This window comes from Mesorhizobium sanjuanii, assembly GCF_002529485.1.
Taxonomy (GTDB): domain Bacteria; phylum Pseudomonadota; class Alphaproteobacteria; order Rhizobiales; family Rhizobiaceae; genus Mesorhizobium; species Mesorhizobium sanjuanii.
This window is the reverse complement of record NZ_NWQG01000030.1, coordinates 26,999-51,170: the sequence shown is the minus strand read 5'-3', so window position 1 is coordinate 51,170 and position 24,172 is coordinate 26,999. Positions and strand designations below refer to the sequence as shown.

Sequence of the window (24,172 nt, the reverse complement as noted above, 5' to 3'; positions counted from 1 at the left end):
AGGGGCTTTTCACAAATCTACGTCAAGCGGCTTAACTGGTTGTGAAGCTTCAATCGTTATTCCGAGTCGGCTGACGGCCGGCGTCAGCACAGCGTCAGGAACAGCGGTCTGGCTCAGCGTTCCGGCTTGTCGTCCCGGAGGATGCGCTCAGCGGCTCCGTCAAGATCCTCATATTGGCCACTCTTCAACGCCCACAGAAAGCCAGTCAGCCCCAGTGCGCCAAGAAATAGGGCGACTGGCATGAGGTAGACGAGTATCGTCATGATGACCGCGCTGGCGGGTGAATGCCGGAATGCGTTGCCGAAGAAGCCCTCGTCAGCTCGGCGAGCCTAAAGCCCTGCAGCCGCAGCCCGTTTCCGATCACCAGCAGCGATGAGGCGGACATCGCGACCGCGGCGATCAACGGCGTGACGTTGCCGAAGATGGCGATCGGCACGGCAACAGCGTTGTAGATGATCGCGATGGCTATGTTCTGGCGGATCAGCCGCCCTGCCTTCCGCGAGACGTCCAGCGCAAGGGGTACGGCCGAAAGGCTTTCACGCAGGAACACGAAATCGGCCGCGTTGCGGCCAATATCGGCGGCGGTCGCGGGAGCGATCGAGATGTGCGCGGCCCCGAGGGCCGGCGTGTCGTTGAGCCCGTCGCCCACCATAAGGACCTTATGGCCCGCTCTGGCTAGCGCTTCGATCCGCTCGACCTTGCCGGAGGGAAGCAGCGCCGGCACGAACTTCTCGATATCCAACGTCCGGGCAACTACGCCACAGGCACTGGCGATATCGCCTGACAGCATCTCGACCGACACGCCGGCATCTTTCAATTGCCCGACCGCCGCTCTGGCATCGGAGCGCGTCGCGTCCTCGAACGTGAAGGATGCGACGATCCTCCCATTTTTCGAAAGCACAGTCCCGCCAAAGCCACCATATCTGCCTTCGCCACCGGTCCGCGCTTTCCATCCGGCCCAGCCGCGCCGGCCAAGACGCCAGATGTTACCGGCGGCCGTGGCTTCGATGCCGAGACCCGGGTGCTCGCTGACGTCGTCAAGCTTCGGCTGTCCGGCAAAACCCGCGAATTGGGCTATGGCCTTTGAGAATGGATGACGCGAGTGCGCGGCTATGTCGGCCGCGATCGCCAGCATCGCAGGATCGATGGACGACGCGTTGACCAGCCTGGGCTGGCCGAGCGTGAGAGTGCCGGTCTTGTCGAACACCGCGATGTCGATCGCTGCCAGGCGCTCAATGGCCGATCCGTCCTTGACCATCACGCCGGCTTCGAACAAGCGGCGCGCCGCGACCACTTGCACGATCGGCACGGCCAGACCGAGCGCGCACGGGCATGTGATGATGAGAACGGCGATCGCGATCGTCACTGCCCGGTGCCAGTCACCGGTTGCCGCCATCCAGCCAAGGAACGTCACGAAGGCGGTGAGATGGACCACCGGCGCATAGAGCGCCGAGACACGGTCGGCGATACGCCGATAGTGCGCACGACCACCTTCGGCGGCTTCCATCAGCCGGACCATTTCCGCCAGGAAGGAGTCCTTTGCCGCAGCGGTCGCCTCGATGGTCAGCGGGCCGGTAAGATTGAGCGTGCCGGCCTGAACCTGTTCCCCGGACGCCACGGTTTTTGGTGTGCTCTCGCCGGAAACCAGCGAGCGGTCGAGATCCGACGCGCCCCGAATGATCCGGCCGTCGACAGGGATCCTTTCGCCGGCGACGACCAGAAGGTGCATGCCCGGTTCGATCTCGCCAACCGGCAGGTAGTCGCGCGCGCCATCGCCGCGCAGCACCATGGCGCCACGCGCCGCCAGCCGGGACAGACCTTTGACTGCGGTCCGTGCCCGTTCGCGCATGACGTGATCCAGGGTGCGGCCGATCAACAGGAAGAACAGCAGGGATACGGACGCGTCGAAATAGGCGTGATCGCCATGATTGATCGTCTCATAGAGGCTCATGGCGTAGGCGAGCGAGACTCCGACCGCGATGGGAACGTCCATGTTCATGCGGCCGTGGCGCAGCGCATTCCAGGCCGAGCGGAAGAAGATGCCGCCGGCGAAGGCAAGCGCCGGGATGGCGATCAGCGCCGAGACCCAGTGGAACAGGTCACGGGTCGCGCCTTCGGCGCCGGACCAGACAGAGACCGAAAGCAGCATGATGTTGCCCGCCGCGAACCCGGCGACCGCGACCGCGCGGATCAGCTCGGCAAGCGTCTTGTCCTTCTTATCAGCGTCGGCTTCGAACAGGTGCGCCTGAAAGCCCAGCCGTCCCAGCGCGGCGACAAACGGAGGCACAGAGTCCCCACGCCACCGGATCGCGACCCGTTTCGTCGACAGGTTGACACGAGCGCCTTCGACGCGATCGAGCCTTCCGAGAGCCGTCTCGATGGCCTGGATGCACGCCGCGCAGTGAACCGTCGGCACTGAAAGGTCGGTCTGCCAAAGATTGTCGCCAAGCGATCGGCTCGCCAACCTGATCTCCTGGCTAGACGGCAGGACCGATGTGGTACTGGTCAGATCCAGCGCCAGTTCCGCGCTGGGTGCACAACAGCTCATTGCAGCGCTCCTTGCGAAATCATGATCCGGCGAACGTCGCGATAGGGCTCTGTCAGACCGGCATCGGCGTCGACTTCGACGATCCAGACGCCATCCCTTGGCAAGTGCTGCGCGGCAAATTCCTGGTCCGAGACGAGGGCGAGAGTGACGGCCTTGTCCCCAGCCTCGTAGGCGGGATGACGAAACAGTATCTTGACGCCATGCAACGGGACCGGCTTGCCGGTGGTATCGCTCAAGCTGTAGCGGACCTCACCCCGAGCGATCGTCAGTTTGCCGGTCCAGCCGAGTGCCGCCTGCGCGCGCCCTTCCTCGGCCTTTCGGTTGAATTGCTGGCTGGCCACATAGGTGTTCTCGACGACAAGGCCGGTCCAGCTCGTGCTGGCGAGTGTCGCCATCGTGAGATTGACCGCGATGATCACGCCGAAAAAGCCGAGAATGGTGAGCAGCATGTGCCTGCCGGTGAACTCACGCGTCTTTTGCGTATTGGTGCTCATCTGGCGATCTCCGGTGCGTTGAAGGTGGCGGTGTATTCGTCCGATTCGAAGCTCGCTCTGTCCTCGACGCGGAACTTGAAGGTCTGCGCTATGCCGCGGATCTGATCGACCGGCTGGCGCACGAAGACCTTCAGCATGTTCAGCCGGTCGGGTTCGACCGCGATGGCGAAGAAGCGAGCTGCCGGCAGATCACTGCCGACGACGCTCATTTCGGCTCCCTGCAAGCCCTGCATCGTGACGACGATCGTCCTTGGCTCGGGGATCATGTTAAGCAGCTTGACGGTGTAACCGTTGCGGATCGAGCCGTCGGACAGGGTCACGAATTGCGGATTGCGGTCGTGCAGGACGTTGATCTCGAGTCGGTCGCGCGTCAGCAGCGAAGAGATCAAGGCAAGCCCGACCGCCGTCCACGCGCCCATGTAGAAGAAGGTCCTCGGCCGGAAGATCTTGCGAATATGGAAATGCGCCAACCTGGCGGAGAATGTGCTGTCGGCCGTTCTGACGAGTGAAGGGTTCACGGGACCGGAGCCGCCTGCGGTCGCCACCGCCATGTTGGCGTTGTAGTCGGACAGCGTCGCATAGGAGATCAGCCCGCGCTCCTTGCCGAGCTTGTTCATGACGCCGTCGCAGGCATCAAGGCACAGCGCGCAAGTGATGCATTCGAGTTGCTGGCCGTCGCGAATGTCGATCCCCATCGGGCAGACTGCGACACAGGCATTGCAGTCGACGCAGTCACCGACCGGCTGCCCCGCAGCCTGGACCTTCTTGGCGTGCCGCGAACGAGGTTCGCCACGCCAGTCATTGTAGGTCACAGTGAGCGAATTCTCGTCGAGCATGGCAGCCTGGATGCGCGGCCACGGGCACATGTAGGTGCAGACTTGCTCGCGCATCAGCCCGCCGAACGTGTAGGTGGTCGCCGTCAGCACCGCGATGGTGACGTAGGCGACCGAAGCGGCGGTGCCGTTGAATACGTCGCCGATCAGCGTCGGCGCATCGGCGAAATAGAGGATCCAGGCGCCGCCGGTAGCTGCCGCTATGACCAGCCAGATGGCGTGCTTCGATACGCGCAGCATCAGCTTGCGCGGGGTCCAGCGGCCGGCGTTGAGCTTCATGCGAGCGTTGCGATCACCTTCGATCGCCCGCTCCACGACTAGGAAAAGATCGACCCATACCGTCTGCGGGCAGGTATAGCCGCACCAGGCGCGGCCGACGGTGGACGTGATCAGGAAGAGGCCGATGCCGGCCATCATCAGAAGGCCGGCGACATAGTAGAATTCCTGCGGCCATATCTCGATGAAGAAGACGTAGAAACGGCGGTTGGCAAGATCGATCAGCACGGCCTGATCAGGAGCAAACGGACCTCGATCCCAGCGCAACCAGGGCATCAGATAATAGATGCCCAGCGTGATCGCCATCACCAGCCATTTGAAGCGGCGAAAGCTGCCCGAGGCGCGTTTAGGGAAGATTTTCTTGCGCGGAGCATAGAGCGGCTGTCGTGTCTTGGCGGAGTTGACCGCTTTTGCCTCGAGCCGCTCCATCTGCGTTTTATCCAGCACGTGCATCTCCACTCGCGCGCGGCCTATGACATCGTTGTGCGACGGTCTGCTTCGACAGACGTCCGGTCTGCAGTGAGCCCGCTTCGCCGTGTGGGCCGCGCCGCCTTGCTGCAGGTCAATCGCCGCATGCCGGAATGGTGTCGGGGCCCGACTCGTGCCGGGCCCCGTCGCTTGGCGGGGAGGGCCGAGAATAGGCTTCCGTTCCTATTCTCCGCCGCCAAGCGAATGGACATAAACCGCAAGTTCCTTAACCTTGGTCTCGCCGAGACGCCCGATCCAGGCCGGCATGACACCGTGCTTCGGCGCGCGGACTTGGACGGCGATGGCTGTCTCGCCGGGTGCGTAGAGCCAGATCGCATCGGTCAGATTGGGCGCGCCAAGCTCTTTGGTGCCTTTCGCATTATCGCCATGACAGGCGACGCAGTTTTCCGCGAATACCTTGGCGCCGGGCTCGATAAGACTTGCATCCTGGACCTTGCCCGAGAGGCTGGCGACATAGGCGCCGACCTGTGCGATCTGTTCGGGCGTGATGATGTCACCGAAGGGGGGCATTTCCGACTGCCGAGTATCCGGGTCGGATGCGAAACGGATGCCGTGCGCGATCGTTTGCTGGATCTGCTCGGTCGTGCCGCCCCATAGCCAATCGTCGTCGTTGAGGTTGGGAAAGCCCTTGGAACCCTGAGCGCCCGAGCCGTGGCATTGCACGCAATTGACCTTGAAGGTAGCTCCGCCGGCCGCTACCGCGAATTCACGCAGCGCGTCGTCGGCTGCAATCTCGGATACGGTCTTCTGCTGGATGGCCGCGACATATTTGCCCTTGGCGGCTTCGGCAGCCGCCAGCTCAATCTTGACAGCGTTGCGGCTGGAATAGCCAAGCACACCCTTGGTCGCGGAAGACAGCATCGGCCAAGCCGGATACGCAATTGTATAAGCCACCGCCCAAGCGACGGTGATGTAGAAGGTTATCACCCACCATCGGGGCAATGGGTTGTTGAGTTCCCTTATCCCGTCCCATTCATGACCGGTCGTTGAGATGCCCGAGACTTCATCGATATGCTCGCTGCTCATGATCAGTCGTCCTTGAGTGGAATCTGGGCGGCTTGATCGGCCTGTGTTTTGCCGCCGGGACGCAAGGCAAAGGCAATGCAGCCGACGAAGAAGAGCGCCATGGCAAGCAGACCCCAGCTGTCCGCGAATTCCCGCATCAAATTATAGCTCATTGCGTCCCCCTCAGCGGTAGCCGGCTGCATCGTCATAGGTCTTGAAATCGACCAGCGTGCCGAGCATCTGGAGATAGGCGACCAGCGCATCCATCTCGGTCACCTGCTGCGGATTGCCGTCCAGATCACCGACTTTGGCTTTCGGATAGCGTTTCTCGACGCCGGAGGCATCGGCATTCGGGTCGGCCTGGGCCATCAGATCGGCATTGGCGTGCGCGATCATGTCATCGGAGTACGGGACGCCAACACGCGCGTTCGCAACCAGATGCGTCGAGAAGTCCTTCACCTCGATCGGAGCGTCCTTCAGGAACGCATAGCTCGGCATGATCGATTCCGGCACCACGGAACGTGGATCGGAAAGATGTGCGACGTGCCATGCGTTCGAATAGCGGTCACCGACCCGGGCGAGATCGGGCCCGGTGCGCTTCGATCCCCATTGGAAGGGATGATCGTACATCGACTCGGCGGCCAGGCTGTAGTGGCCGTAGCGCTCGACCTCGTCACGGAAAGGCCTGATCATCTGGCTGTGGCAGAGGTAGCAGCCCTCGCGCACATAGATGTTGCGTCCGGCGAGTTCCAGTGGCGAGTAGGGCCGCATGCCTTCGACTTTCTCGATCGTGTTGTCGAGATAGAAGAGCGGCGCAATCTCGACGATGCCGCCGACGGTCACGACAAGAAGAGAGCCAACGAGAAGAAGCGTGGCGTTCTTCTCGATGATCGCGTGTTTGTCCATCAAGCCCATTGTCTGGCTCCCTATTCGGCAGGCCGGAGGGCGGGCTCGGAACCTGGCATTGGTTGCTCTTCGCGCTGGTGGCCAAGAATGGTCATGGTCACGTTCCAGGCCATGAGCAGGGCGCCGGTGAGGTACATCGCACCGCCGATGGCGCGCATGACGTAGAAGGGATGCATGGCGGCGACGGTTTCGGCGAAGGAGTAGACGAGGAAACCCTGCTCGTCGTATTCGCGCCACATCAAGCCCTGCATGATGCCGGAAACCCACATCACCGCGGCGTAGACGACGATCCCGAGGGTCGCCAGCCAGAAGTGCCAGGTGACGAGCCGCAGCGAATAGAGACGTTCACGGTTCCACAGTTTCGGCACCATGTAGTAGATCGCGCCGAACGAGATCATGCCGACCCAGCCGAGCGCGCCGGAATGGACATGGCCGATGGTCCAGTCCGTGTAGTGCGACAGCGAATTGACCGTCTTGATCGACATAATCGGACCTTCGAAGGTCGACATGCCGTAGAAGGCGACTGCCATCACCATCATGCGGATGATCGGATCGGTGCGCAGCTTGTCCCAGGCGCCGGACAGCGTCATCAGGCCATTGATCATACCGCCCCATGACGGCATCCACAGCATGATCGAGAACGCCATGCCGAGCGTCTGCGCCCAGTCGGGTAAGGCGGTGTAATGCAGGTGGTGCGGGCCGGCCCAGATGTAGAGAAAGATGATCGCCCAGAAGTGGACGATCGACAGGCGGTAGGAATAGACCGGCCGGTTCGCCTGCTTGGGCACGAAATAATACATCATGCCGAGGAACCCGGCGGTGAGGAAGAAACCGACGGCGTTGTGGCCATACCACCATTGCGTCAAGGCGTCCTGGACGCCGGAGAAGGCGGAGTAGCTCTTCGAGCCCAGGAACGACGCCGGCATCGACAGATTGTTGACCACATGCAGCATCGCGATTGTCACGATGAAGGACAGGTAGAACCAGTTGGCGACGTAGATATGCGGTTCCTTGCGCTTCAGGATCGTGCCGAGGAACAGGATGAGATAGGCGACCCAGACGATGGTCAGCCAGAGATCCACATACCATTCGGGTTCGGCGTATTCGCGGGCTTCGGTGATGCCGAGCAGGTAGCCGGTCGCGGCCATGACGATGAACAGCTGGTAACCCCAGAACACAAACCAGGCCAGTTTGCCGCCAAACAGCCGGGCGCGGCACGTGCGCTGCACGACATAGAGAGACGTGCAAAGCAAAGCGTTGCCGCCGAAGGCGAAGACGACGCCGGATGTGTGCAGCGGCCGCAGCCGGCCGAAATTGAACCAGGGTTGGATGTTGAGGTGAGGGTATGCCAGCTGCAGGGCAATGATCACACCGACGAGCATGCCGACGACGCCCCAGAATACCGTTGCAATGGCTCCGTAGCGGATCGGGCCATCCATGTAGGCGGAGGTGTCGATCGGAGCCGCCGGCTTGAAATCTGTGTTGCGCAGCAGGATCGCGGTAAAGCCAGCCACGGCGAAGAACAAAACCCCCATATGCTGGCGAAAAGGTCCTTCTACGCCGAAGCCGGCAGCCACCAGGGCCGCAAAAGCAAACAGGCTTAGAACGACGATCTCCGTGCCGAATTTCATGACATGTCCCCGACCAGGATTCCAATGCGCGGACGCCAAATCCGCGGTGCATTAATTCCGTAGTTGCCGCCTGCTCGCCCTGATCCATGTCAGAGCCGCACGATTTTGCTTCGGGCAGCATCGAGTTCGGTGCAATCAGAAGGTGGCGATTTGAACAAGGAAACGCAGCACGGGCCAACCCGCTCATGGACAAGTGCGGCTTTCTCGCGCCAGACCGGCACAGAGGCGATTCATCCGGGCGAGGTCATGAAGCTTGCCCATCGGGAAAAGCTGGAACTCTGCTTCTCGCTGGAAAGCATTGCCGATGCACTGCCGAACGTCGACCGCCTCAAATGTCTTGGAACGGCCAAGAAGATCGTTCCGCTGCTCCGTGACATTCATGGGTTTGAGGAGAGGGTGATTTTCCCTGCGTATGAGGCGCACTTGACCCCGGCCGAGGCCAAACTTGCCTCTACCAGCCGGTTGCGCATCGAGCACCTTGAGGATCAATGCTTCGCTGGCGAGGTGGCCGAAACGCTCCTAGCGATCGGTCATGGTGATCCGATAGAGAGCGCGGAAGCTGTCGGATTCATGCTACGCGGCTTCTTCGAAGGCTTGCGGCGACACATCGCTTTCGAACGCGAGCATGTCCTGCCGCGGATCGTAATAAGCGACGAAGGCCCCGACGCTTAGGTCTCATTCACAAAGGCCGGTTGCCGCGCGCCTCGGCCGCCGCAGCGCTGCTCCAGCCGGCTCATGCTGTCGACCGTTACATGGCGTTTGTTCTCGATCCGGATCGCGCCGTCAGCCCGCAATCGCGTAAGCTGGCGGCTCACGGTCTCGTTCGTCAGTCCAAGGAAATCAGAGATGTCGGCACGTGTCAGCGGCAGATCGAAGCATGCCGACCCAGCCGCCGGGTCGATACTGGAATCCATATTCCGGGCGATCATGAGGAGAAAGCTCGCCACCTTCTCCGGTGCGGTCTTGCGCCCGAGAGTCACCATCCATTCAAGTGCCTCGTCGAGTTCGTCCAGCGTCTGCTTGAGCAGGCGATGCTCGAGTCCCGGTGATTCCTTCATTATCCGTTCAACGGCCGCCTTCGGAAACGAGCACAGCGAGACGGAGGTTGCCGCTTCCACATTGATCGTGCTTTTCACCTTGAAGGGCCGTCCCAGAAAATCCGGTGCGAACCGAAGACCGACAATCTGCTGGCGGCCGTCCGAAAGGCACTTCGTCAGCTTCACAACGCCTGAAAGCAAGTTTGAATAGCTGTCGACGGCCTCGGCGTCGGCGATCAGTTCGACCCCCGGCTCGAGCTTGTGCCGCGACGAAGTTTTGGCGAGCCCAACCAAATGGTTTGGATCGAGCGCAGCGCAGACGCCGCGATGTCGTGCTGCGCAAGACAGGCAAAGAACGGGAATGCCGGAACTGTGAATGTCTTGCCGTACTGTCATTACGCTCGCGCTACCGATCCCAAGTTTCGACAGGATAGCAAGCGATGGCAGAGAAATCCTTGCGGCAGTTTGTCCGTGCTGGAGGCTGACCGAAATCAGGGCATTGGCTCTTCGACGCGTCCAGACTTCCGGCGAGGCAAAAACGGCGGACCACCAAATGAGACCGGAATTAGCTGCCAGGCTTGGCGAGAACGTCCCGCGTTATACCAGTTACCCGACCGCGCCGCATTTCCATCCTGGCGTCGACGCTGATGTCTATCGAAGCTGGTTGAAGGCGCTCGAAAGCGGTGACGAGGTCTCGCTGTACCTGCACATCCCTTATTGCGACCGGCTGTGCTGGTTCTGTGCGTGCCATACAAAGCAGACCCGCCGCTACGAGCCGGTGGCTTCGTATCTCCGCTCGCTTCACGCGGAGATCGCGACTGTCGCCGGTCTTGTCGGCGGCAAGGCCCATGTCCGCGCCGTGCATTTCGGCGGCGGCTCGCCGACCATGCTGAAGCCCGAGGATATGATAGCCTTGGGAACTGTCCTGCGGGATAGCTTCGATTTTCTTGCCGATGCGAAGATCAGCGTCGAAATCGAACCCAACGACATGGACGAAGCCCGCCTTGATACACTTGCCGAGATCGGCATGGCGCGGGCGAGCCTCGGCGTTCAGGATTTCGATCCGAAGGTGCAGAAGGCGATCAACCGCGAGCAGAGCTTTTTGCAGACCAAGGCGGTTGTCGACGGCATTCGCTCTCGCGGCGTAGGGTCCGTGAACCTCGATTTGCTTTACGGCCTGCCGCATCAGACCAGGGAGAGCGTCTGTTCCACCGTGGCGCAGGCGCTGACTCTGGAGCCGGACCGGATGGCGCTGTTCGGCTACGCGCATGTGCCCTGGTTCAAGAAGCATCAGACTATGATCGACGAGGCATGGTTGCCGGGTCCGGCCGAACGGTTCGCTCAGTGGCAAATTGCCGCCCGTCTGATCATGGGCGCCGGATACGAGGCGATTGGAATAGACCATTTCGCCAAGCCGGATGATGCGCTTGCAGTCTCGGCTCGCGCGGGAACAATCCGCCGCAATTTCCAGGGCTACACCGAGGATCGCTGCGAAACACTGATCGGGCTCGGGCCGTCATCGATCAGCCGGTTTCGACAGGGCTATTCGCAGAACATGCCGTCGACAGCCGAATATGGACGCATGGTCGAGGGGGGACATCTGGCCACGGTCCGCGGCATCGCGTTTTCCGAAGATGACCGTGTTCGCGGCTGGATCATCGAGCGCTTGATGTGCGATTTCGGCTTTTCAGCAGCCGATCTGGTGGAACGCTTCGGGGAAGCCGGACAAAAGCTTCTTTTCCAAGCAAGCTCCATCGCCATTGGCGACCCTGCTCGACCGCTTGAACTCCAAGGTGACAGTTACGTCGTATCGGCGGAAAGTCGTCCCTTTGTAAGGAGCATTGCAGCGAAGTTCGACAAATATTTCGAAAGTGGAACGGCCAGGCACTCAGTGGCAGTCTGAGTGCCACAGACGAACGTCACCGTCTTCAGTCGATCGCGAACCTCCTCAAAATCGCCGAAACCAGCAGCTAACAATTCGATAGTGCATATGTTTACGATGCTGTGACGACGCGGGTATTTCCCAAAGGGGGTCGCATGGCAGAGGGCTGGGACCCGCCGGAACCCTGCAGGCAGGGCTCCACTTCGTATCCGCCCAAGCAGGTTGGATTGTTCGGCCCAGTCTTCACTGAATGTCAGCGACGCACCCCATTGCGGCTTCCGCTACTCAGCGCTGCGGCTCTTGAATGCCCCTTTGAGATGAGCTCATTCTGAGTAACAACCGCACGGCGTTCCCACGTGTCTGAAACCATGCATCAGTGCGCCTAGCACGCCCTGCGCCTGTTCGCGGTTTCCGGGCCGCCCAGGCACTTACTTGACCTCCAGCTGCTCGAAGTTCGCGCATAGGCCTTACATGACGGATCGGTAGGCCGCGACCGCCGGGAAATTAGGCACCCGGGCGGCTGCGCCAATTGACTAACTTTATGCTTCGATTACTCGGAATCTGAACCTGACACGCGTCGCGATTTCTCTGACATGCCGGCGGGCAAGCTTTCCTTTCTGGCCTTGGCAAACGCTCTGTCACCTTCCAGAAACCCTGCCAGCATGAAAGGTATGAGTTCCGCTACCGTTTCAGACTCGCCATAGGTCTGGCGGTAAAGCGCCGCATAGTCCTTGAGTGCTTGGTTCAGGTCCGCGCTAACGGTGATGGTCATCTTCGAAGGTGTCCGGTCTGGAAGCTTTCCAAGTTTCAGATCTGCCATGATTACTCCTGTTCAAGTCGGGTATGGGCGCAGCACAAGATCCTTGTGTACAATCACGCGTAGGGGCCAACCGGGGCGGACGATAATGGTGGGTTGAATATTCAGGTTCTTTTCGGTGATGCGCTGGCCGGCTTGACTGATGTTTTGCTGAGTGGATTCCCGGATCGCCTTAACTAGGTCGCTTTCGTTTTCCCCAAAGCTCAACTCGGTACCAACGCCCAGTAGCGTCGCTAGAGCAACTCCCTTGATCAGCTGCCAGGTGTGAAAATCGACCTTGTCTTCAAGCCCAGCATAGCCGGCAGTATCCGTCGCTGGCAGATTGTCGATTTCGATCGAGGAACCGTCCGGCAGGATTATTCGCTGCCAGACCAGCAATGCGCGCCTCTGCCCAAAAGCCACGACGCTGTCATAAGTGCCGATGAGGCGTGAGCCTTGCGGAATGAGCACAATGCTGCCGGTGACTGTGTCGTGCACATTCTCGGTGACCTGCGCGACGACAAGGCCAGGCAAGTCGGAATTTATGCCGGTGACGAGACTGGCCGCGATCACGCTGCCGGCCATCAGTTGGTAGGGCGAGGCCGGCGTCTGCAGCGCATGCGGATTGTAGATCCCGCTTGTGTTTCGCTGACTGACAAAATCGAGCTTGCGCTGTTGGTTGTTCTGGTCACCCTCGGCTGGGGCAACGGAAGCTGACGCGCGCGTCGCTCCGGATTGCGGAAGCGCCTCAGACGGCTGCTGCGCACTCGGCCCGCCGCCGGCGACATCTGTCTGTCTGGGTCGATTGTCGATCCGGAACAAGACTTGCGACTCGCGCGCCTCAATTGCTTGCTGGGCAAGGCGCTGCTCCTCGGCGGAGATATCCTGCCCTGGCGCGATGCCGAGCTGACGTTGGCGTTCAAGGATGGGGCGACCGAGGTCGCCGGGCAGTGGCGGTCCGAGCACAGGGGCCTTCGGCATGATCCCGGAATAGTCCTTGGGAAGCGCTTCTAGTCCCTCGGCGGGTGGCTTGCGCTCGGTGTTATAGCGGTCCTCTGCCTGGTGCTTGATACGCCATGCCGGTCCTTGAAGCGCCATCATCGTGACGCCCAGAATGGCACCGGATCCGACTGCAGCGATGGCGACGATCACACCGCGCCTGAATCGGACAGCGCGGCGGGGCGAGGCTCGCAATTGCAGCTGCTCGGGATCGAGTTTCGGCGGCGCATCGGATCGGGAAGTATCGGTCATGAGCGCTCCCCTCACCTGCTGGGCCGCGCAAAGAGCGGAATCCGCCGCGGCGGTTGCCGGCCGTCAGTCCTGGTGATGCGCACCACCTGCTGCTGCTTGCTGCCTAGACGCAGTTCTGCAGCGCCAAAGAGGCGATCGACGATGTAGTAGTTGCCGCGCATGCGATAATTGACGAGCTGGCTGTCCCCATCGGCACCGACGATGAAGAGAGGAGGCGCTTCACCCTGATCAATGCGACGGGGGAATTCGATATAGACCTTGCTGCCATCGTCGAAAGCGCGCGTCGGCCTCCAGGGTGGTGTGTCGCCGGTGATTGAATACCGAAAGCGGATATTCTCGAGCGCCACATTTGACGCCACCGGCGTGGCAGCCTCGGCTTGGACGTTGCGCTGGCGTAGCGCGATGATCTGGTCCTCGCTATAGGTCCAGGAGATCGCCGCCATTGAGGTCTTCTCGGTGCTTTGAAGCTGCAAATGGTAGGTGCGTCGTTCCGTGGTGATCACCAGATTTGTGTTAAGTCCCGGCGCGAAGGGTTTTACCAGCACATGGGTGCGCTGATTGTCACCGGTGCCGCTGACGGTATCGCCGATCACCCAACGCACCGTGTCGCCGGCCGACACGGCTGTTAGCTTCTCGCCCGGCTGGAGTGCGATATCGGTGACGCGCTCCGGCGCGGCATAGAGCTGATAGAGTGCGCCATCGGCGAATGGATAGACCTGAACCGCATTCACGTACCCATACCTGGTGGGTTGCTGCGTCGCTGCTTTATTGGCATCGGAGACCCGTTCTTCAGGAGAGCGCTTGTCATCGGCCACCCTGCCCGGATCGGGCTGTAGCTGACCTGGCAACGGCAGCGGCTTTGGCACTTCGACTATCTTGACCGGCTTCTCCGACGGCTTCTCGATTGCGGCTGGTTTGAAATCGGCAGCATCATAGTAAATCTCAGGCGGCGGTACCGGCTTCGACGCGCAGGCGGAGAGGACTGCTGTAGACGCCGACAGGATCAGCACGGCACGGACCGACGACATTCTATTCTTCATTGGTGGACTCCTTTTGGGGAAACGGACGTCGGCGCAGCACTGTCGAGCTCGCGCGACCAGTCGATCGCATTGATGAAGACGCCGAGCGGGTTGTTGCGCAGTTGGTCAGTATTGCTTGGCGGGCGGATCACGATGGTGAGGATCGCGGTCCAGCGCGTCGTGCTGGCAAGGCTGCCGCGCTCAAAAACCTGCTCGGCCCATTTGACCTGGAACGAGCTGTCGGAAGCCCTGACCACGCTGGTCACTTGCACCGACACGCTGCGTGTGCCGATCTGGCCGAAAGGATCGTTCGCCTTGGCGTACTCGTTGAGAAAGAGCGCCGCGCGGTCGGTGGCGAAGTCATAGGCCGAAAGCCAGTTCTGCCGCACCAGCACCGGATCGGTGGAAACGGAACGGACATTCTGAATGAAGCGGCCGAGATGCCACGCGATCTGGGCATCGGAGGGCTCGTAGTCCCGGATTGCCGGCGCAACGGCGCGTGCCTCGCCGAAGCCGTCGACCTCGACGACGTAAGGCACGACGCGGCTCTGCATCGACTGCCACACGAGTCCGCCGGAAAGTCCGGCCGCCAAGGTCAGACAGCCAAGAGCCATGAACCGCCAGTTGCGGGCCTGCACTCGAGATGAGCCTATGCGCTCGTCCCAGAGCTGCGCGGCCTTCTGATACGGCGTGACCGGCTCGGGCGTCTTGCCGTAACGTTGAATGGGTCGCTTGAATAGCATTTAGTCGTCCTTGTCGTTGAGAGAGGGATTGGCGCTGCCTCCCGGCCTGTCGCCTTCACGGACGGCCTGCATGGCGGCGTGACGGTGGGCACGGGCTGTCTGTTCGGAACGCAGGCGCCTGGCCCAGCCGGGCGCGGCATCAGCGACCGGACCAGTAGGGCTTCCGGTCATGGATGCGGTCGGCGCACCACCGGTCGCGGTCCAGGCAGCTTCGCGCCCCGCATCAACGCTGCGCCCGAAGCCTCCTGCGGCAGATCGTGCCGCCCGCATTGCGGCGCCGCCGGCGGCGCTTGTCACACCATGCATTCCAGCAGCTACACCGGGCAGGCCGGACTCGGGCGATGTTGCGCGCCCGATCTGCCAGGCCGTAGAAGCCGCTGACCCCATGGTCGTGCCGGCACGGAGTGCGGTGAGACCGCTGCCGGTTGCCATGCGCGCGCCGGCAAATGCTGCCCCTGCGGCAACGAGCGATGCACCGGCTGCGGCTGCCGTGGTTCCAAGTGCGGCGCCCGCGCCAAGCTGCGGCGCGCCCGAGACAAGACCGGAGGCTATCCCAGGTCCGAAAATTCCGAGACCAAGGAGCGCCAAGGCGCCCAGGACCTGTGACATGGCGGCGGCCAGATCCGGCTCCTTGCCTTGCAGCGCGGAAGCGAACTCGCCAAAGAGCGTGGAGCCGATGCCGATGATGACGGCCAACACCATCACCTTGATGCCCGACGAGATGACATTGCCGAGCACGCGCTCGGCGAGAAACGCTGACCGGTTCCAAAGCGCGAAGGGCACAAGAATGAATCCGGCCAGAGTGGTGAGTTTGAATTCGAGGATGGTGATGAAGAGTTGGATGGAGAGGATGAAGAAGGCGATGATGACCAGGAACCAGGCCACGAGCAGCACGAAGATGGTGAGCGCGTTGCCGAAGATTTCTGGGAAGCCGAGAAGCTGGCTTGCCTGATCGAGAAGCGGCCAGGCGCCCTCGAAACCGGTTGCGGCAATGCGGCCCGGATGCAGGAGATTGTCGGCAGATAGGTTGCCGGATGACGCATTGATGCCGAGACCGGCAAAAGACCGATAAATGATGTCGGCGAGGTTCTTGAAGTTATTCAAGATGAAGGCAAAGACGCCGACATAGAGCACTTTGCGGATGAGCCGGCCGAATGTGTTGGGTTCGCCGCCGAATGCCCAGGCGAGGCCGGCAAGTGTGACGTCGATGCCGATCAGGGTCGTGGTAAGGAAGGCGACATCGCCCGAGAGCAGACCGAACCCGCTATCGATGTAGCGGATGAAGGTCTCCATGAAGCGATCAATGACCCCAAGGTCGTTCATGCCGCCTTCCTCGTCGTCAAGAGATTGGTGATCAGTTGCCGGGATAGGCCGTGCCTGTGCCGAGGAAGCGCTTTGTCGTCTCGCGCGCGGCCTCCTCGGACTGCGCCTTGCGCGCCGCATCCTCGGCCTCAGCGCGGAACTGCGTTGCGAGCAGCGTCTGGATCTGCATCTGCTGCTTGGTCGAAAGCGCAAGGAGCTGGTTAGTGGCCTGACTTGCCTGAAGCGCACCGGCCGCGCCTTGGCTGCGGTTGACGAGATCGGCAAGCAGGTCGCCATCACCGCGAACATTCTCGACGATCTGCGACTGAACACCCATGGTCTGACGGAATGCCTGCATTGCGCTTTGCCAGCGGTCACGTGCGGCGCTCGCCACCTCGCTGACCTTGATCGTGGCGTCGTAGCTTTCCGGATATTGATTACGCCACTGGTCCTGAAGCTTGTTGAGATCAAAGCTCAGGCCACTTGCCTGGTCCATCAGAGCGTCGATCCGTTGGAGCGAGCCGGTAAGCTGACCCACGGAAGAAAAATCCAGACTCTGAAGATTGCGTGCCATGTTCTGCAGCACGGTCGCCTGATTCTGGAGCGACTGGATCTGGTTGTTGATCTGCTCCAGCGAGCGCGCCGCCGTGAGCACGTTCTGTGCGTAGTTCGACGGATCGAACACGATGAGCGCGTAGGCCGGCTGCACGTAGTCGGCCATCGGCTTGGCGATCAACGAAAGGGTGATCAGGCCCGAGAGAAAGCGGCGCCGCATCATGACGATTGCTCCTTGGTTGGTTGAGGGAATTGCTGGAGAAGCTCGGCCGCCCAATCCAGGCCGCGGGCGCCGAGGAAGCGAAAGACAAAGCTGTCCTGCCCGTGCTTGGACAGGACCCTGTCGATCAGGCTTTGCGCGGCTGGACCCGAGGCGCCGCAAAGTGCAAGCGCGATGGGGCCGAGCCCGAGCTCGAAGAGACGGTTGCCGCAGCGCGACTGCAAATAGTAGTGCCGCTTCGGCGTGGCCCGGGCGATCAGTTCAATCTGCCGGTCGTTGAGACCGAAGCGCTCATAGGCAGTCCGTGCCTGCGGTTCCACGGCACGATCATTGGGGAGAAAAATGCGCTGTGGGCAGCTCTCGATGATCGCCGGCGCTATTGCAGAGCCGGCGATGTCGGCAAGCGACTGCGTGGCGAAGATCACCGATACGTTCTTCTTTCGCAGCACCTTCAGCCATTCGCGGATGCGGGCAGCAAAAAGCGGATTGTCGAGATAGACCCAGGCCTCATCGAGCATGAGCAGCGTCGGTCGCCCGTCGAACCGCTCCTCAAGGCGATGGAAGAGATAGGTGAGCACAGGCAGCACAGCGCTTTGGCTATGCATCAGCTCCTCGGTCTCGAAGCACTGCACATCCGACAAGGCCAGCCGATCGTCATCGGCATCGAGCAATCGGCCGAAGGGACCGTCGAGCGTGTAGGGCATTAAGGCGGACTTCAGTGCATTGGACTGAAGCAGGACCGACAGACCGGTCAGCGTGCGCTCCTGCGCCGGCGCGGTGGCGAGGCTGTTGAGCGCCGACCAGATCGCCTCCTTCACCTCCGGCGTGAGGGTGACGTTCTCATGAGCAATCAGGCCGGCGATCCATTCAGCTGCCCAGCTGCGCCTACCCTGATCACCGATATTGCGCAGTGGCTGGAAGGCAAGCGCACCGTCCGAACCCAAGACATGATGCTCTCCACCCATGGCGAGCGTTGCCGCGCGCGCCGAATTGCCTTTGTCGAAGACATAGACCTGCGCGCCGGCATAGCGACGAAACTGCAGGGCGATCAGGGCAAGCAGCACCGATTTTCCGGCGCCGGTCGGTCCAACGATCAGCATGTGGCCGACATCTTCGACATGGGAAGAAAGCCGGAACGGAGTCGACCCGCTGGTTTCGGCGATGAGGAGCGGCGGGGCCTCTCGTCCAGTGACTTCAGCCAGATGCTCGTTCGCCGCAGGACCGGCCCACACCGAGGAAAGCGGCATGAGATGGGCAAGGTTCAGCGTGTGAACGAGCGGCTGACGAACGTTGGCATAGACATGACCCGGCAGCGAGCCGAGCCAGGCTTCGACCGCATTGACGCTTTCGCGGATGGTGGTGAACCCGAGCCCATTGATGATGCGCTCGACCGCGCGAAGTTTCTCAGCGGCGGCTTGGCGATCCTCGTCCCATACCGTCACCGTTGCAGTGAGATACCCGAAGCCGACATGATCGCCGCCCAACGCCTGAAGTGCTTCATCGGCGTCGAGCGCCTTATTGTCGGCGTCGCTGTCGACGAGCGGAACGGGTTCGTTGCTTACAACCTCGCGCAGGATTGCGACGATCGATTTGCGCTTGGCAAACCACTGCCGGCGCAAGCGGGTCAGCGTCTTGGTGGCCTCGGTCTTGCCGAGCGGAATGAAGCGCGTCATCCAGCGATAGGCGAAATCCTGATGATTGAGGGCATCGAGGATTCCGGGCCGGGTGAGGTTCGGAAAGCCGAGGATGGTAAGTGTGCGAAGATGTTGCTCACCCAGCATCGGCTCCAAGCCGCCGGTAAGCGGCACATCGACCAGGATGCCGTCCAGATACATTGGCGTTTCCGGCACGGCGACCGGATGGCGGCGGGTCGAGATCGTGTCGTGCAGGTATGTCAGCGTCTCGGCGTCATCGAGCGGACGCACTTCGGGCATGAAGCCCGACAGAAGATCCAGCACACGGTCGGTCTCGTCACGGAACCGCGCCATCTCCTGGCGCCAGTCTCTTTCGCCTTCTGAATGATGCGAGTCGACGAGCGCGCTTTCCGCCCGCGCCTGGGCGTCCGGTGGCGGCATGGACAGCAAGGTCAGGTGATAGCGGCTCTCGAAATGCGCGACCTTGCCTTCGAAGGCAGCACGCCGTTCTTCATCAACCAGCCATGACGCCGCGTCTGGGAAACGCGAGGACGGATAGCCCAGCGCTTCGATGCGCTCCGCCTCGAAAAACAATGTCCAGCCGGAGCCAAGGCGTCTAAGCGCATTGTTGGCCCGGGCGCAGATGCCGATGAGTTCGGCTTCGGTCGAGCTTTCCAGATCGGGCCCGCGAAACCGAAGAGTCCGCTGAACGCTGCCGTCCTTGTTGAGCACGATGCCGGGCGCCACCAGTGCTGCCCAGGGCAGATGGTCGGCAAGCCGGTCGGCCTTGCCGCGATATTCCGAAAGGTTCAGCATGCGAGCCATCCCCTCAGGCGAAGGTGACGGACAAGCACGCTGGCAAAGTCGGGATCGCGCCTTGCGGCAAAGACCGCGAGCGTGTGGCCGCCAAGCCAGAGCACTAGCCCGGCAATCCATTGCTGCAAGCCTAGTCCGATGGCCGCAGCCACCGTGCCGTTGAGGATCGCCACCGCCCGCGGCGCGCCGCCCAGCAGGATCGGTTCAGTCAATGCCCGGTGAACGGGAACCTCGAAGCCCTCGATATGTTGCACTCCGGCGGTCATCAGACGAGCGCCCCGCCGCCGAAGGAGAAGAACGAGAGGAAGAAGCTCGATGCGGCGAAGGCGATCGATAGGCCGAAGACGATCTGAATCAGCCGGCGGAAACCGCCGGCAGTATCGCCGAAGGCAAGGGTCAGGCCGGTGGTGATGATGATGATCACCGCGACGATTTTGGCGACCGGTCCCTGCACCGATTCCAGGATCTGCTGCAGCGGCTGTTCCCAAGGCATGCCGGAGCCGGCAGCGTGCGCCGGAACTGTGAGAAGAAACGCGAGCGCGGCAAACGATAGAAAGCGGAGCTTCTTGCGCATAAGGGGCCTTTCAGAGTTGCTGGAGTTGCGGAGGCGTGAGTGGGGTGACGGCGTAGTCGCCGCTGCCGTCGAGACCTGTGACCTCAGCGATTGCATCGATGCGGCGCGACGAGCCGCGCCCCGCGATGAAGACGATGAGATCGATGGCATCGGCGATGAGGCGGCGCGGCACGGTGACGACAGCTTCCTGTGCAAGCTGCTCGATGCGATAGAGGGCAGAGCGCGCCGAATTGGCATGAACCGTGGCGATGCCGCCGGGGTGCCCGGTGTTCCATGCCTTGAGCATGTCCAGCGCTTCCGCGCCCCTGACTTCACCGACGATGATGCGGTCGGGGCGGAGCCGGAGCGTCGAGCGCACGAGATCGGCGAGTGTGACCGAGCCCCGCCTGGTTCTCAGGGCAACGCAGTCCTTTGCTGCGCATTGCAGTTCGCGGGTGTCCTCGATGAGGATCACTCGCTCGTCGCATTCGGCGACTTCGGCCAGCAGCGCATTGGCAAGCGTCGTCTTACCCGACGACGTGCCTCCGGCGACAAGGATGTTGCGCCGTTCTCGGACTGCCTTTATCAACGCATCGGCCTGCAGCGGCAACATGATGCGATCCGCAACATAGTTGGCCAGCGTGTAGAGCTTTGCGGCTGGTTTGCGGATGGCAAAGCAAGGCGCCAGCACGACAGGCGGCAGCAGTCCCTCGAAGCGTTCGCCCGATGGCAATTCGGCGCTGACAATCGGATTGTCCGCATGCGCCTCGGCACGCACGTGGGAAGCGACTAGGCGGATGATGCGTTCCGCCTCGGAAGGATGCATATGCACGGCCGTATCGATTCGGCCTTCTCCCAGCCGGTCGAGCCGCAGCGCGCCATCGGGATTGACCATCACCTCGATGACCAATGGATCGGCCAGCGCCTCAGTGATCGTCGGACCCATGGCGGTGCGCAGCATGGCGCGGCGTCGGTGGTCGGCCTCTGGATGAGCGCTCATCCTTCCCCTCCTCCGCCATTGTCTTTGCCAAGCGAGCGTTTCCCCGATGCGATCTGGCGACCGACCTGCTCGACGAATTTGTCGAAACGCTCCTGAGCAATCGCCTGTGTCGCCTTGTCCGGAACAGGCGTGTGGGCATGAAGCGTGATCGAAAAGCGGATGAAGAGCGCCAAGCTTTCCAATGTCATGTCGACATCGCGCCTGACGTGACTGAGGTCGCGGGAAAGACGGTCCAGCCTCATGCCATAGCGCCGATCGAGTTCATTCTCGCCACGCCGCTCGATGAAAGCTTCTACGGCCTTCGCGACGACCGCGGATTTTGTGGTCGAGGGATCGCGGCTGAGGTTGTCCAGCTTCTCGCTCAATTCCGGTTCGAGCAGAAACTGGTGACGAATGCGGTGGGGCTTCATGCGCTTGTTCCAACTGGCCGGCGCTGGCGGGCCGGCGGCGGAACAAGCATTATCGAGATGCCCAAAATTGCTTACGGCCGTTATCTACGCTGAGATACGCTCGAGCTGCGGAAAGCGTTCAGAAGCCGGGGACGATATCCTTATCATCGCCCCTTCCCTCGTTGATGCCATAGGCACCTGCGACGGTGGAGATCCGGTCCATGACGCGCTTGTCCGCCATCGCCTCGCTATCATCGTCTGCGGGTCTGGACAGATCGTCCTGGTCCGGTTCCTGGGTGACGGCGGTATGTTCTTCGGGTAGGCCAGGATGGCGCTGCTGCTGAACACCTCCCTCGTCCGCATGCGCGGCGCCAGCGCTTTCATCGTCGGACGCAAGACGACGGTCGACGCCGCGTACTTGCCCAGTCCAATCGTCCGGCCGCGACATCGGGCAGTCCGCGTAGGGTCCGTCGCGCAACACCGGCGAAGGCAGCACCCGCTCGGTGAAATTGTGATCCTCATAGTATCGCAGCTTTTTGGCCCGGATGGGGGGCAATCCCGAAACCAGCACCAGTTCGTCCGCGGGCGGCAATTGCATCACCTCGCCCGGTGTCAGCAGCGGGCGGGCGGTTTCCTGGCGGCTCACCATGACATGCGAGAGCCAAGGTGCCAGCCGGTGGCCCGCATAGTTGCGCATGGATCTGAGTTCCGTGGCCGTGCCAAGCGCGTCCGAGATTCGCTTGGCCGTGCGCTCATCATTGGAGGAAAAGGCAATTCGCAAATGGCAGTTGTCCAGAATAGCGTTGTTGTCGCCATACGCTTTGGAGATCTGGTTCAACGATTGCGCGATCAAGTAGGCACGAATTCCGTAACCGGCCATAAACGCGAGCGCGGTCTCAAAGAAGTCGAGGCGACCGAGCGCCGGAAACTCATCCAGCATCATCAGCAGTTGATGCTTGCGGCTCTTCTTTGGGTCACCCTCGAGGCGCTCCGTCAGCCGCCTGCCGATCTGGTTCAGGATCAGTCGCACCAAGGGCTTGGTGCGCGAGATGTCCGATGGCGGCACGACCAGATAGAGCGACATCGGCCACTCCGCATCCATCAGATCGGCAATGCGCCAGTCGCAGTCCGATGTTACCGCCGCCACGGTCGGATCACGGTAGAGGCCGAGAAAAGACATGGCGGTCGAGAGGACGCCTGAACGTTCGTTCTCCGATTTGTTCAACACCTCTCGTGCCGCCGAGGCCACGACGGGATGGACCTGAGGCTTATTGGCCGCGCCGAGATGGTTGGTCGTCATCATTCGCCGCAAAGTCGCGGCAAACGAGCGTTGCGGGTCCGAGAGAAAGGTGGCGACGCGGGCAAGAGTCTTTTCCTCTTCGGCGTAGAGCACGTGCAAGATAGCGCCCACCAGGAGTGAATGACTGGTCTTCTCCCAATGATTCCGCCGCTCCAGCGCGCCTTCCGGATCGACTAGAATGTCGGCGATGTTTTGGACATCGCGAATCTCGTCCGAACCTTTGCGTACCTCCAGCAGCGGGTTGTAGCGGGCCGATCGCGGATCAGTCGGATTGAACAAAAGGCAATGCGAGAACCTCGACCGCCAGCCGGAGCTCAGCTGCCAGTTCTCGCCTTTGATGTCGTGAATGACGGCCGAGCCGGACCAGGAGAGAAGGGTTGGGACAACCAGTCCGACGCCCTTGCCGGAACGTGTCGGCGCAAAGGCCATGACGTGCTCAGGCCCGTCATGACGCAGATACCGGTCCTTCAGTTTGCCGAGGAAGACGCCTGCCGGCTGAAACAGCCCTGCTTTCTCGATCTCCCGCGTCGCCGCCCATCGAGAGGAGCCATAGGTGGTGACCAAGCCGCGCTGGCGCGCGCGCCAGAGGGAACCAGCGATCGCAGCGGCACAGCCCATGAATCCACTGGTGCCCGCAAGCATGCCCGCCTTGTCGAATACCTCGGGCGCATAGGCATCGAATTGGAACCACCATTCCAACAGTTTCCACGGCTCGTAGATCGGCCAGCCAGCCGCGACAAACCATGGCGCGCCGAGTTGTTCCTGAAAGGCTAGCATATGAGCGCACCATTGCGTGGCAGCCCACACGCCGAGGAGAACGATGGCGAACACAATGGCGATCTGCCCAATCAGAAGCTTCGTGGGCGTCACTGGCTTGCTCCGCTGTTCTGGAGAGATGGATCGAGCATCGCCCGGGACGGCCGGAACAGGAATGCGCCCTATGTACGACTTGGTGCGATGAGAGGCTGTTTGGCGCGCCGTTGCTCACCTTCGAGGTGTATCAATATTCGCGCATTCCCGAGGACTGCTAAGTCGGAGGGGACTCATATCGGTCGTGCCTATCGTGAGCACGTGGTCGGCGAGCTGGCGGTGGCGTGCGGGCAAGCCGCTGAGGAAATTCCGAACATCGAGTCCGGTCTGAGGTACAACAAGCCTATCGAGATCGGATCGCAAGGTAGCCCTGCCCGCCATGGGAATTCCTCAGGCGAGTACCGACATATTGGGCGCTGCCTTATAAGTGGAAGGCGCCTTCCCGTTGCCTCTATCGCAGATAAGTTACCTTCCGGCCTTCGCGCTGGGTTTCCCAGCTGGACTGCGTTTCAGTCCCATTCGCTGTGCTTCTTGTGAGCCAGACACCATTTCTCGGACGGTGAATTGACGACATTCATTGTCCGACAAGCCCTCGCCGACGATCTGTTGGGCAGAGGCGGCTATCACCCCGGCCGTGGCACATCCGCGCGCTGCAGAACCTCGATGAGCCGCCGGCTCAAACG

The 24,172-nt window shown here is 61.6% G+C and carries 23 protein-coding genes; 2 read left to right on the top strand and 21 right to left on the bottom strand.

Annotated elements, in window-relative coordinates; translation table 11 throughout:
- Positions 1 to 113 precede the first annotated feature (113 nt).
- From ccoS to ccoN, 8 genes are all read right to left on the bottom strand, one after another.
- On the bottom strand, positions 114 to 263 hold the full coding sequence (gene ccoS, locus CN311_RS06155; protein ID WP_006329249.1) for a cbb3-type cytochrome oxidase assembly protein CcoS: 150 nt from the start codon (positions 261 to 263) through the stop codon (positions 114 to 116).
- On the bottom strand, positions 260 to 2,548 hold the full coding sequence (locus CN311_RS06150) for a cation-translocating P-type ATPase (RefSeq protein WP_097572457.1): 2,289 nt from the start codon (positions 2,546 to 2,548) through the stop codon (positions 260 to 262). The genes ccoS and CN311_RS06150 overlap by 4 nt, the downstream gene beginning before the upstream one ends.
- Positions 2,545 to 3,042 (bottom strand): FixH family protein, encoded by a 498-nt coding sequence (locus tag CN311_RS06145; protein ID WP_006329246.1) that lies wholly within the window; start codon positions 3,040 to 3,042, stop codon positions 2,545 to 2,547. The genes CN311_RS06150 and CN311_RS06145 overlap by 4 nt, the downstream gene beginning before the upstream one ends.
- Complete coding sequence (gene ccoG, locus CN311_RS06140; RefSeq protein WP_097572456.1) at positions 3,039 to 4,604, bottom strand: cytochrome c oxidase accessory protein CcoG; 1,566 nt, start codon at positions 4,602 to 4,604, stop codon at positions 3,039 to 3,041. Before ccoG ends, CN311_RS06145 begins: the two co-directional genes overlap by 4 nt.
- 198 nt (positions 4,605 to 4,802) lie before the next feature.
- On the bottom strand, positions 4,803 to 5,666 hold the full coding sequence (gene ccoP, locus CN311_RS06135) for a cytochrome-c oxidase, cbb3-type subunit III (protein ID WP_097572455.1): 864 nt from the start codon (positions 5,664 to 5,666) through the stop codon (positions 4,803 to 4,805).
- A gap of 2 nt (positions 5,667 to 5,668) precedes the next feature.
- A complete protein-coding gene (locus tag CN311_RS06130; protein ID WP_027033462.1) occupies positions 5,669 to 5,818 on the bottom strand; it encodes a CcoQ/FixQ family Cbb3-type cytochrome c oxidase assembly chaperone in 150 nt (49 codons plus the stop codon).
- A 10-nt stretch (positions 5,819 to 5,828) separates the two neighbouring features.
- On the bottom strand, positions 5,829 to 6,560 hold the full coding sequence (ccoO, locus tag CN311_RS06125) for a cytochrome-c oxidase, cbb3-type subunit II (protein ID WP_027056289.1): 732 nt from the start codon (positions 6,558 to 6,560) through the stop codon (positions 5,829 to 5,831).
- Between the two features lie 11 nt (positions 6,561 to 6,571).
- Positions 6,572 to 8,182, bottom strand: a complete 1,611-nt coding sequence (gene ccoN, locus CN311_RS06120; RefSeq protein ID WP_097572454.1) for a cytochrome-c oxidase, cbb3-type subunit I — start codon at positions 8,180 to 8,182, stop codon at positions 6,572 to 6,574.
- Between the two features lie 129 nt (positions 8,183 to 8,311).
- Here ccoN and CN311_RS06115 point away from each other — a divergent pair, with 129 nt between their 5' ends.
- Complete coding sequence (locus CN311_RS06115; protein WP_097572453.1) at positions 8,312 to 8,854, top strand: hemerythrin domain-containing protein; 543 nt, start codon at positions 8,312 to 8,314, stop codon at positions 8,852 to 8,854.
- Here the strand turns inward: CN311_RS06115 and CN311_RS06110 are convergent.
- Positions 8,851 to 9,615 (bottom strand): Crp/Fnr family transcriptional regulator, encoded by a 765-nt coding sequence (locus tag CN311_RS06110; protein WP_097572452.1) that lies wholly within the window; start codon positions 9,613 to 9,615, stop codon positions 8,851 to 8,853. The genes CN311_RS06115 and CN311_RS06110 overlap by 4 nt on opposite strands.
- Positions 9,616 to 9,772: 157 nt before the next feature.
- Here CN311_RS06110 and hemN point away from each other — a divergent pair, with 157 nt between their 5' ends.
- Positions 9,773 to 11,122 (top strand): oxygen-independent coproporphyrinogen III oxidase, encoded by a 1,350-nt coding sequence (gene hemN / locus CN311_RS06105; RefSeq protein ID WP_097572451.1) that lies wholly within the window; start codon positions 9,773 to 9,775, stop codon positions 11,120 to 11,122.
- Between the two features lie 529 nt (positions 11,123 to 11,651).
- Here the strand turns inward: hemN and CN311_RS06100 are convergent.
- The 12 genes from CN311_RS06100 to CN311_RS06045 form a co-directional block, all read right to left on the bottom strand.
- Positions 11,652 to 11,921 (bottom strand): DUF2274 domain-containing protein, encoded by a 270-nt coding sequence (locus CN311_RS06100; RefSeq protein ID WP_010914026.1) that lies wholly within the window; start codon positions 11,919 to 11,921, stop codon positions 11,652 to 11,654.
- A 12-nt stretch (positions 11,922 to 11,933) separates the two neighbouring features.
- The gene (locus CN311_RS06095; protein ID WP_027033456.1) at positions 11,934 to 13,148 is read right to left on the bottom strand and encodes a TraB/TrbI/VirB10 family type IV secretion system protein; all 1,215 of its coding nucleotides are present in this window, start codon (positions 13,146 to 13,148) and stop codon (positions 11,934 to 11,936) included.
- A gap of 11 nt (positions 13,149 to 13,159) precedes the next feature.
- Entirely contained in the window at positions 13,160 to 14,188 is a 1,029-nt protein-coding gene (gene trbG / locus CN311_RS06090) for a P-type conjugative transfer protein TrbG (protein ID WP_097572450.1), read from the bottom strand.
- On the bottom strand, positions 14,185 to 14,910 hold the full coding sequence (gene trbF / locus CN311_RS06085; protein WP_010914023.1) for a conjugal transfer protein TrbF: 726 nt from the start codon (positions 14,908 to 14,910) through the stop codon (positions 14,185 to 14,187). The genes trbG and trbF overlap by 4 nt, the downstream gene beginning before the upstream one ends.
- Positions 14,911 to 16,233 (bottom strand): P-type conjugative transfer protein TrbL, encoded by a 1,323-nt coding sequence (trbL, locus tag CN311_RS06080; RefSeq protein ID WP_097572449.1) that lies wholly within the window; start codon positions 16,231 to 16,233, stop codon positions 14,911 to 14,913. It abuts the gene before it with no gap.
- A 31-nt stretch (positions 16,234 to 16,264) separates the two neighbouring features.
- Entirely contained in the window at positions 16,265 to 16,990 is a 726-nt protein-coding gene (gene trbJ, locus CN311_RS06075) for a P-type conjugative transfer protein TrbJ (RefSeq protein ID WP_097572448.1), read from the bottom strand.
- Positions 16,987 to 19,437 (bottom strand): conjugal transfer protein TrbE, encoded by a 2,451-nt coding sequence (trbE, locus tag CN311_RS06070; protein ID WP_097572447.1) that lies wholly within the window; start codon positions 19,435 to 19,437, stop codon positions 16,987 to 16,989. Before trbE ends, trbJ begins: the two co-directional genes overlap by 4 nt.
- Positions 19,431 to 19,703 (bottom strand): VirB3 family type IV secretion system protein, encoded by a 273-nt coding sequence (locus CN311_RS06065; protein WP_027033451.1) that lies wholly within the window; start codon positions 19,701 to 19,703, stop codon positions 19,431 to 19,433. Before CN311_RS06065 ends, trbE begins: the two co-directional genes overlap by 7 nt.
- Positions 19,703 to 20,011: a TrbC/VirB2 family type IV secretion system protein gene (locus tag CN311_RS06060; RefSeq protein WP_010914020.1), complete on the bottom strand. Its 309-nt coding sequence runs from the start codon at positions 20,009 to 20,011 to the stop codon at positions 19,703 to 19,705. Before CN311_RS06060 ends, CN311_RS06065 begins: the two co-directional genes overlap by 1 nt.
- A 10-nt stretch (positions 20,012 to 20,021) precedes the next feature.
- Positions 20,022 to 20,990: a P-type conjugative transfer ATPase TrbB gene (gene trbB, locus CN311_RS06055; protein WP_069091251.1), complete on the bottom strand. Its 969-nt coding sequence runs from the start codon at positions 20,988 to 20,990 to the stop codon at positions 20,022 to 20,024.
- Positions 20,987 to 21,400: a CopG family transcriptional regulator gene (locus CN311_RS06050; protein WP_027033450.1), complete on the bottom strand. Its 414-nt coding sequence runs from the start codon at positions 21,398 to 21,400 to the stop codon at positions 20,987 to 20,989. The genes trbB and CN311_RS06050 overlap by 4 nt, the downstream gene beginning before the upstream one ends.
- 118 nt (positions 21,401 to 21,518) lie before the next feature.
- On the bottom strand, positions 21,519 to 23,549 hold the full coding sequence (locus CN311_RS06045) for a conjugal transfer protein TraG (protein WP_097572446.1): 2,031 nt from the start codon (positions 23,547 to 23,549) through the stop codon (positions 21,519 to 21,521).
- Between the last annotated feature and the right edge of the window lie 623 nt (positions 23,550 to 24,172).

Bases quoted from the DNA above. Each gene is read 5' to 3' on its own strand.
- ccoS (WP_006329249.1), bottom strand. From the start codon at position 263: ATGACGATACTCGTCTACCTCATGCCAGTCGCCCTATTTCTTGGCGCA.
- CN311_RS06150 (WP_097572457.1), bottom strand. From the start codon at position 2,548: ATGAGCTGTTGTGCACCCAGCGCGGAACTGGCGCTGGATCTGACCAGT.
- CN311_RS06145 (WP_006329246.1), bottom strand. From the start codon at position 3,042: ATGAGCACCAATACGCAAAAGACGCGTGAGTTCACCGGCAGGCACATG.
- ccoG (WP_097572456.1), bottom strand. From the start codon at position 4,604: ATGCACGTGCTGGATAAAACGCAGATGGAGCGGCTCGAGGCAAAAGCG.
- ccoP (WP_097572455.1), bottom strand. From the start codon at position 5,666: ATGAGCAGCGAGCATATCGATGAAGTCTCGGGCATCTCAACGACCGGT.
- CN311_RS06130 (WP_027033462.1), bottom strand. From the start codon at position 5,818: ATGAGCTATAATTTGATGCGGGAATTCGCGGACAGCTGGGGTCTGCTT.
- ccoO (WP_027056289.1), bottom strand. From the start codon at position 6,560: ATGGGCTTGATGGACAAACACGCGATCATCGAGAAGAACGCCACGCTT.
- ccoN (WP_097572454.1), bottom strand. From the start codon at position 8,182: ATGAAATTCGGCACGGAGATCGTCGTTCTAAGCCTGTTTGCTTTTGCG.
- CN311_RS06110 (WP_097572452.1), bottom strand. From the start codon at position 9,615: ATGACAGTACGGCAAGACATTCACAGTTCCGGCATTCCCGTTCTTTGC.
- hemN (WP_097572451.1), top strand. From the start codon at position 9,773: ATGAGACCGGAATTAGCTGCCAGGCTTGGCGAGAACGTCCCGCGTTAT.
- CN311_RS06100 (WP_010914026.1), bottom strand. From the start codon at position 11,921: ATGGCAGATCTGAAACTTGGAAAGCTTCCAGACCGGACACCTTCGAAG.
- CN311_RS06095 (WP_027033456.1), bottom strand. From the start codon at position 13,148: ATGACCGATACTTCCCGATCCGATGCGCCGCCGAAACTCGATCCCGAG.
- trbG (WP_097572450.1), bottom strand. From the start codon at position 14,188: ATGAAGAATAGAATGTCGTCGGTCCGTGCCGTGCTGATCCTGTCGGCG.
- trbF (WP_010914023.1), bottom strand. From the start codon at position 14,910: ATGCTATTCAAGCGACCCATTCAACGTTACGGCAAGACGCCCGAGCCG.
- trbL (WP_097572449.1), bottom strand. From the start codon at position 16,233: ATGAACGACCTTGGGGTCATTGATCGCTTCATGGAGACCTTCATCCGC.
- trbJ (WP_097572448.1), bottom strand. From the start codon at position 16,990: ATGATGCGGCGCCGCTTTCTCTCGGGCCTGATCACCCTTTCGTTGATC.
- trbE (WP_097572447.1), bottom strand. From the start codon at position 19,437: ATGCTGAACCTTTCGGAATATCGCGGCAAGGCCGACCGGCTTGCCGAC.
- CN311_RS06065 (WP_027033451.1), bottom strand. From the start codon at position 19,703: ATGACCGCCGGAGTGCAACATATCGAGGGCTTCGAGGTTCCCGTTCAC.
- CN311_RS06060 (WP_010914020.1), bottom strand. From the start codon at position 20,011: ATGCGCAAGAAGCTCCGCTTTCTATCGTTTGCCGCGCTCGCGTTTCTT.
- trbB (WP_069091251.1), bottom strand. From the start codon at position 20,990: ATGAGCGCTCATCCAGAGGCCGACCACCGACGCCGCGCCATGCTGCGC.
- CN311_RS06050 (WP_027033450.1), bottom strand. From the start codon at position 21,400: ATGAAGCCCCACCGCATTCGTCACCAGTTTCTGCTCGAACCGGAATTG.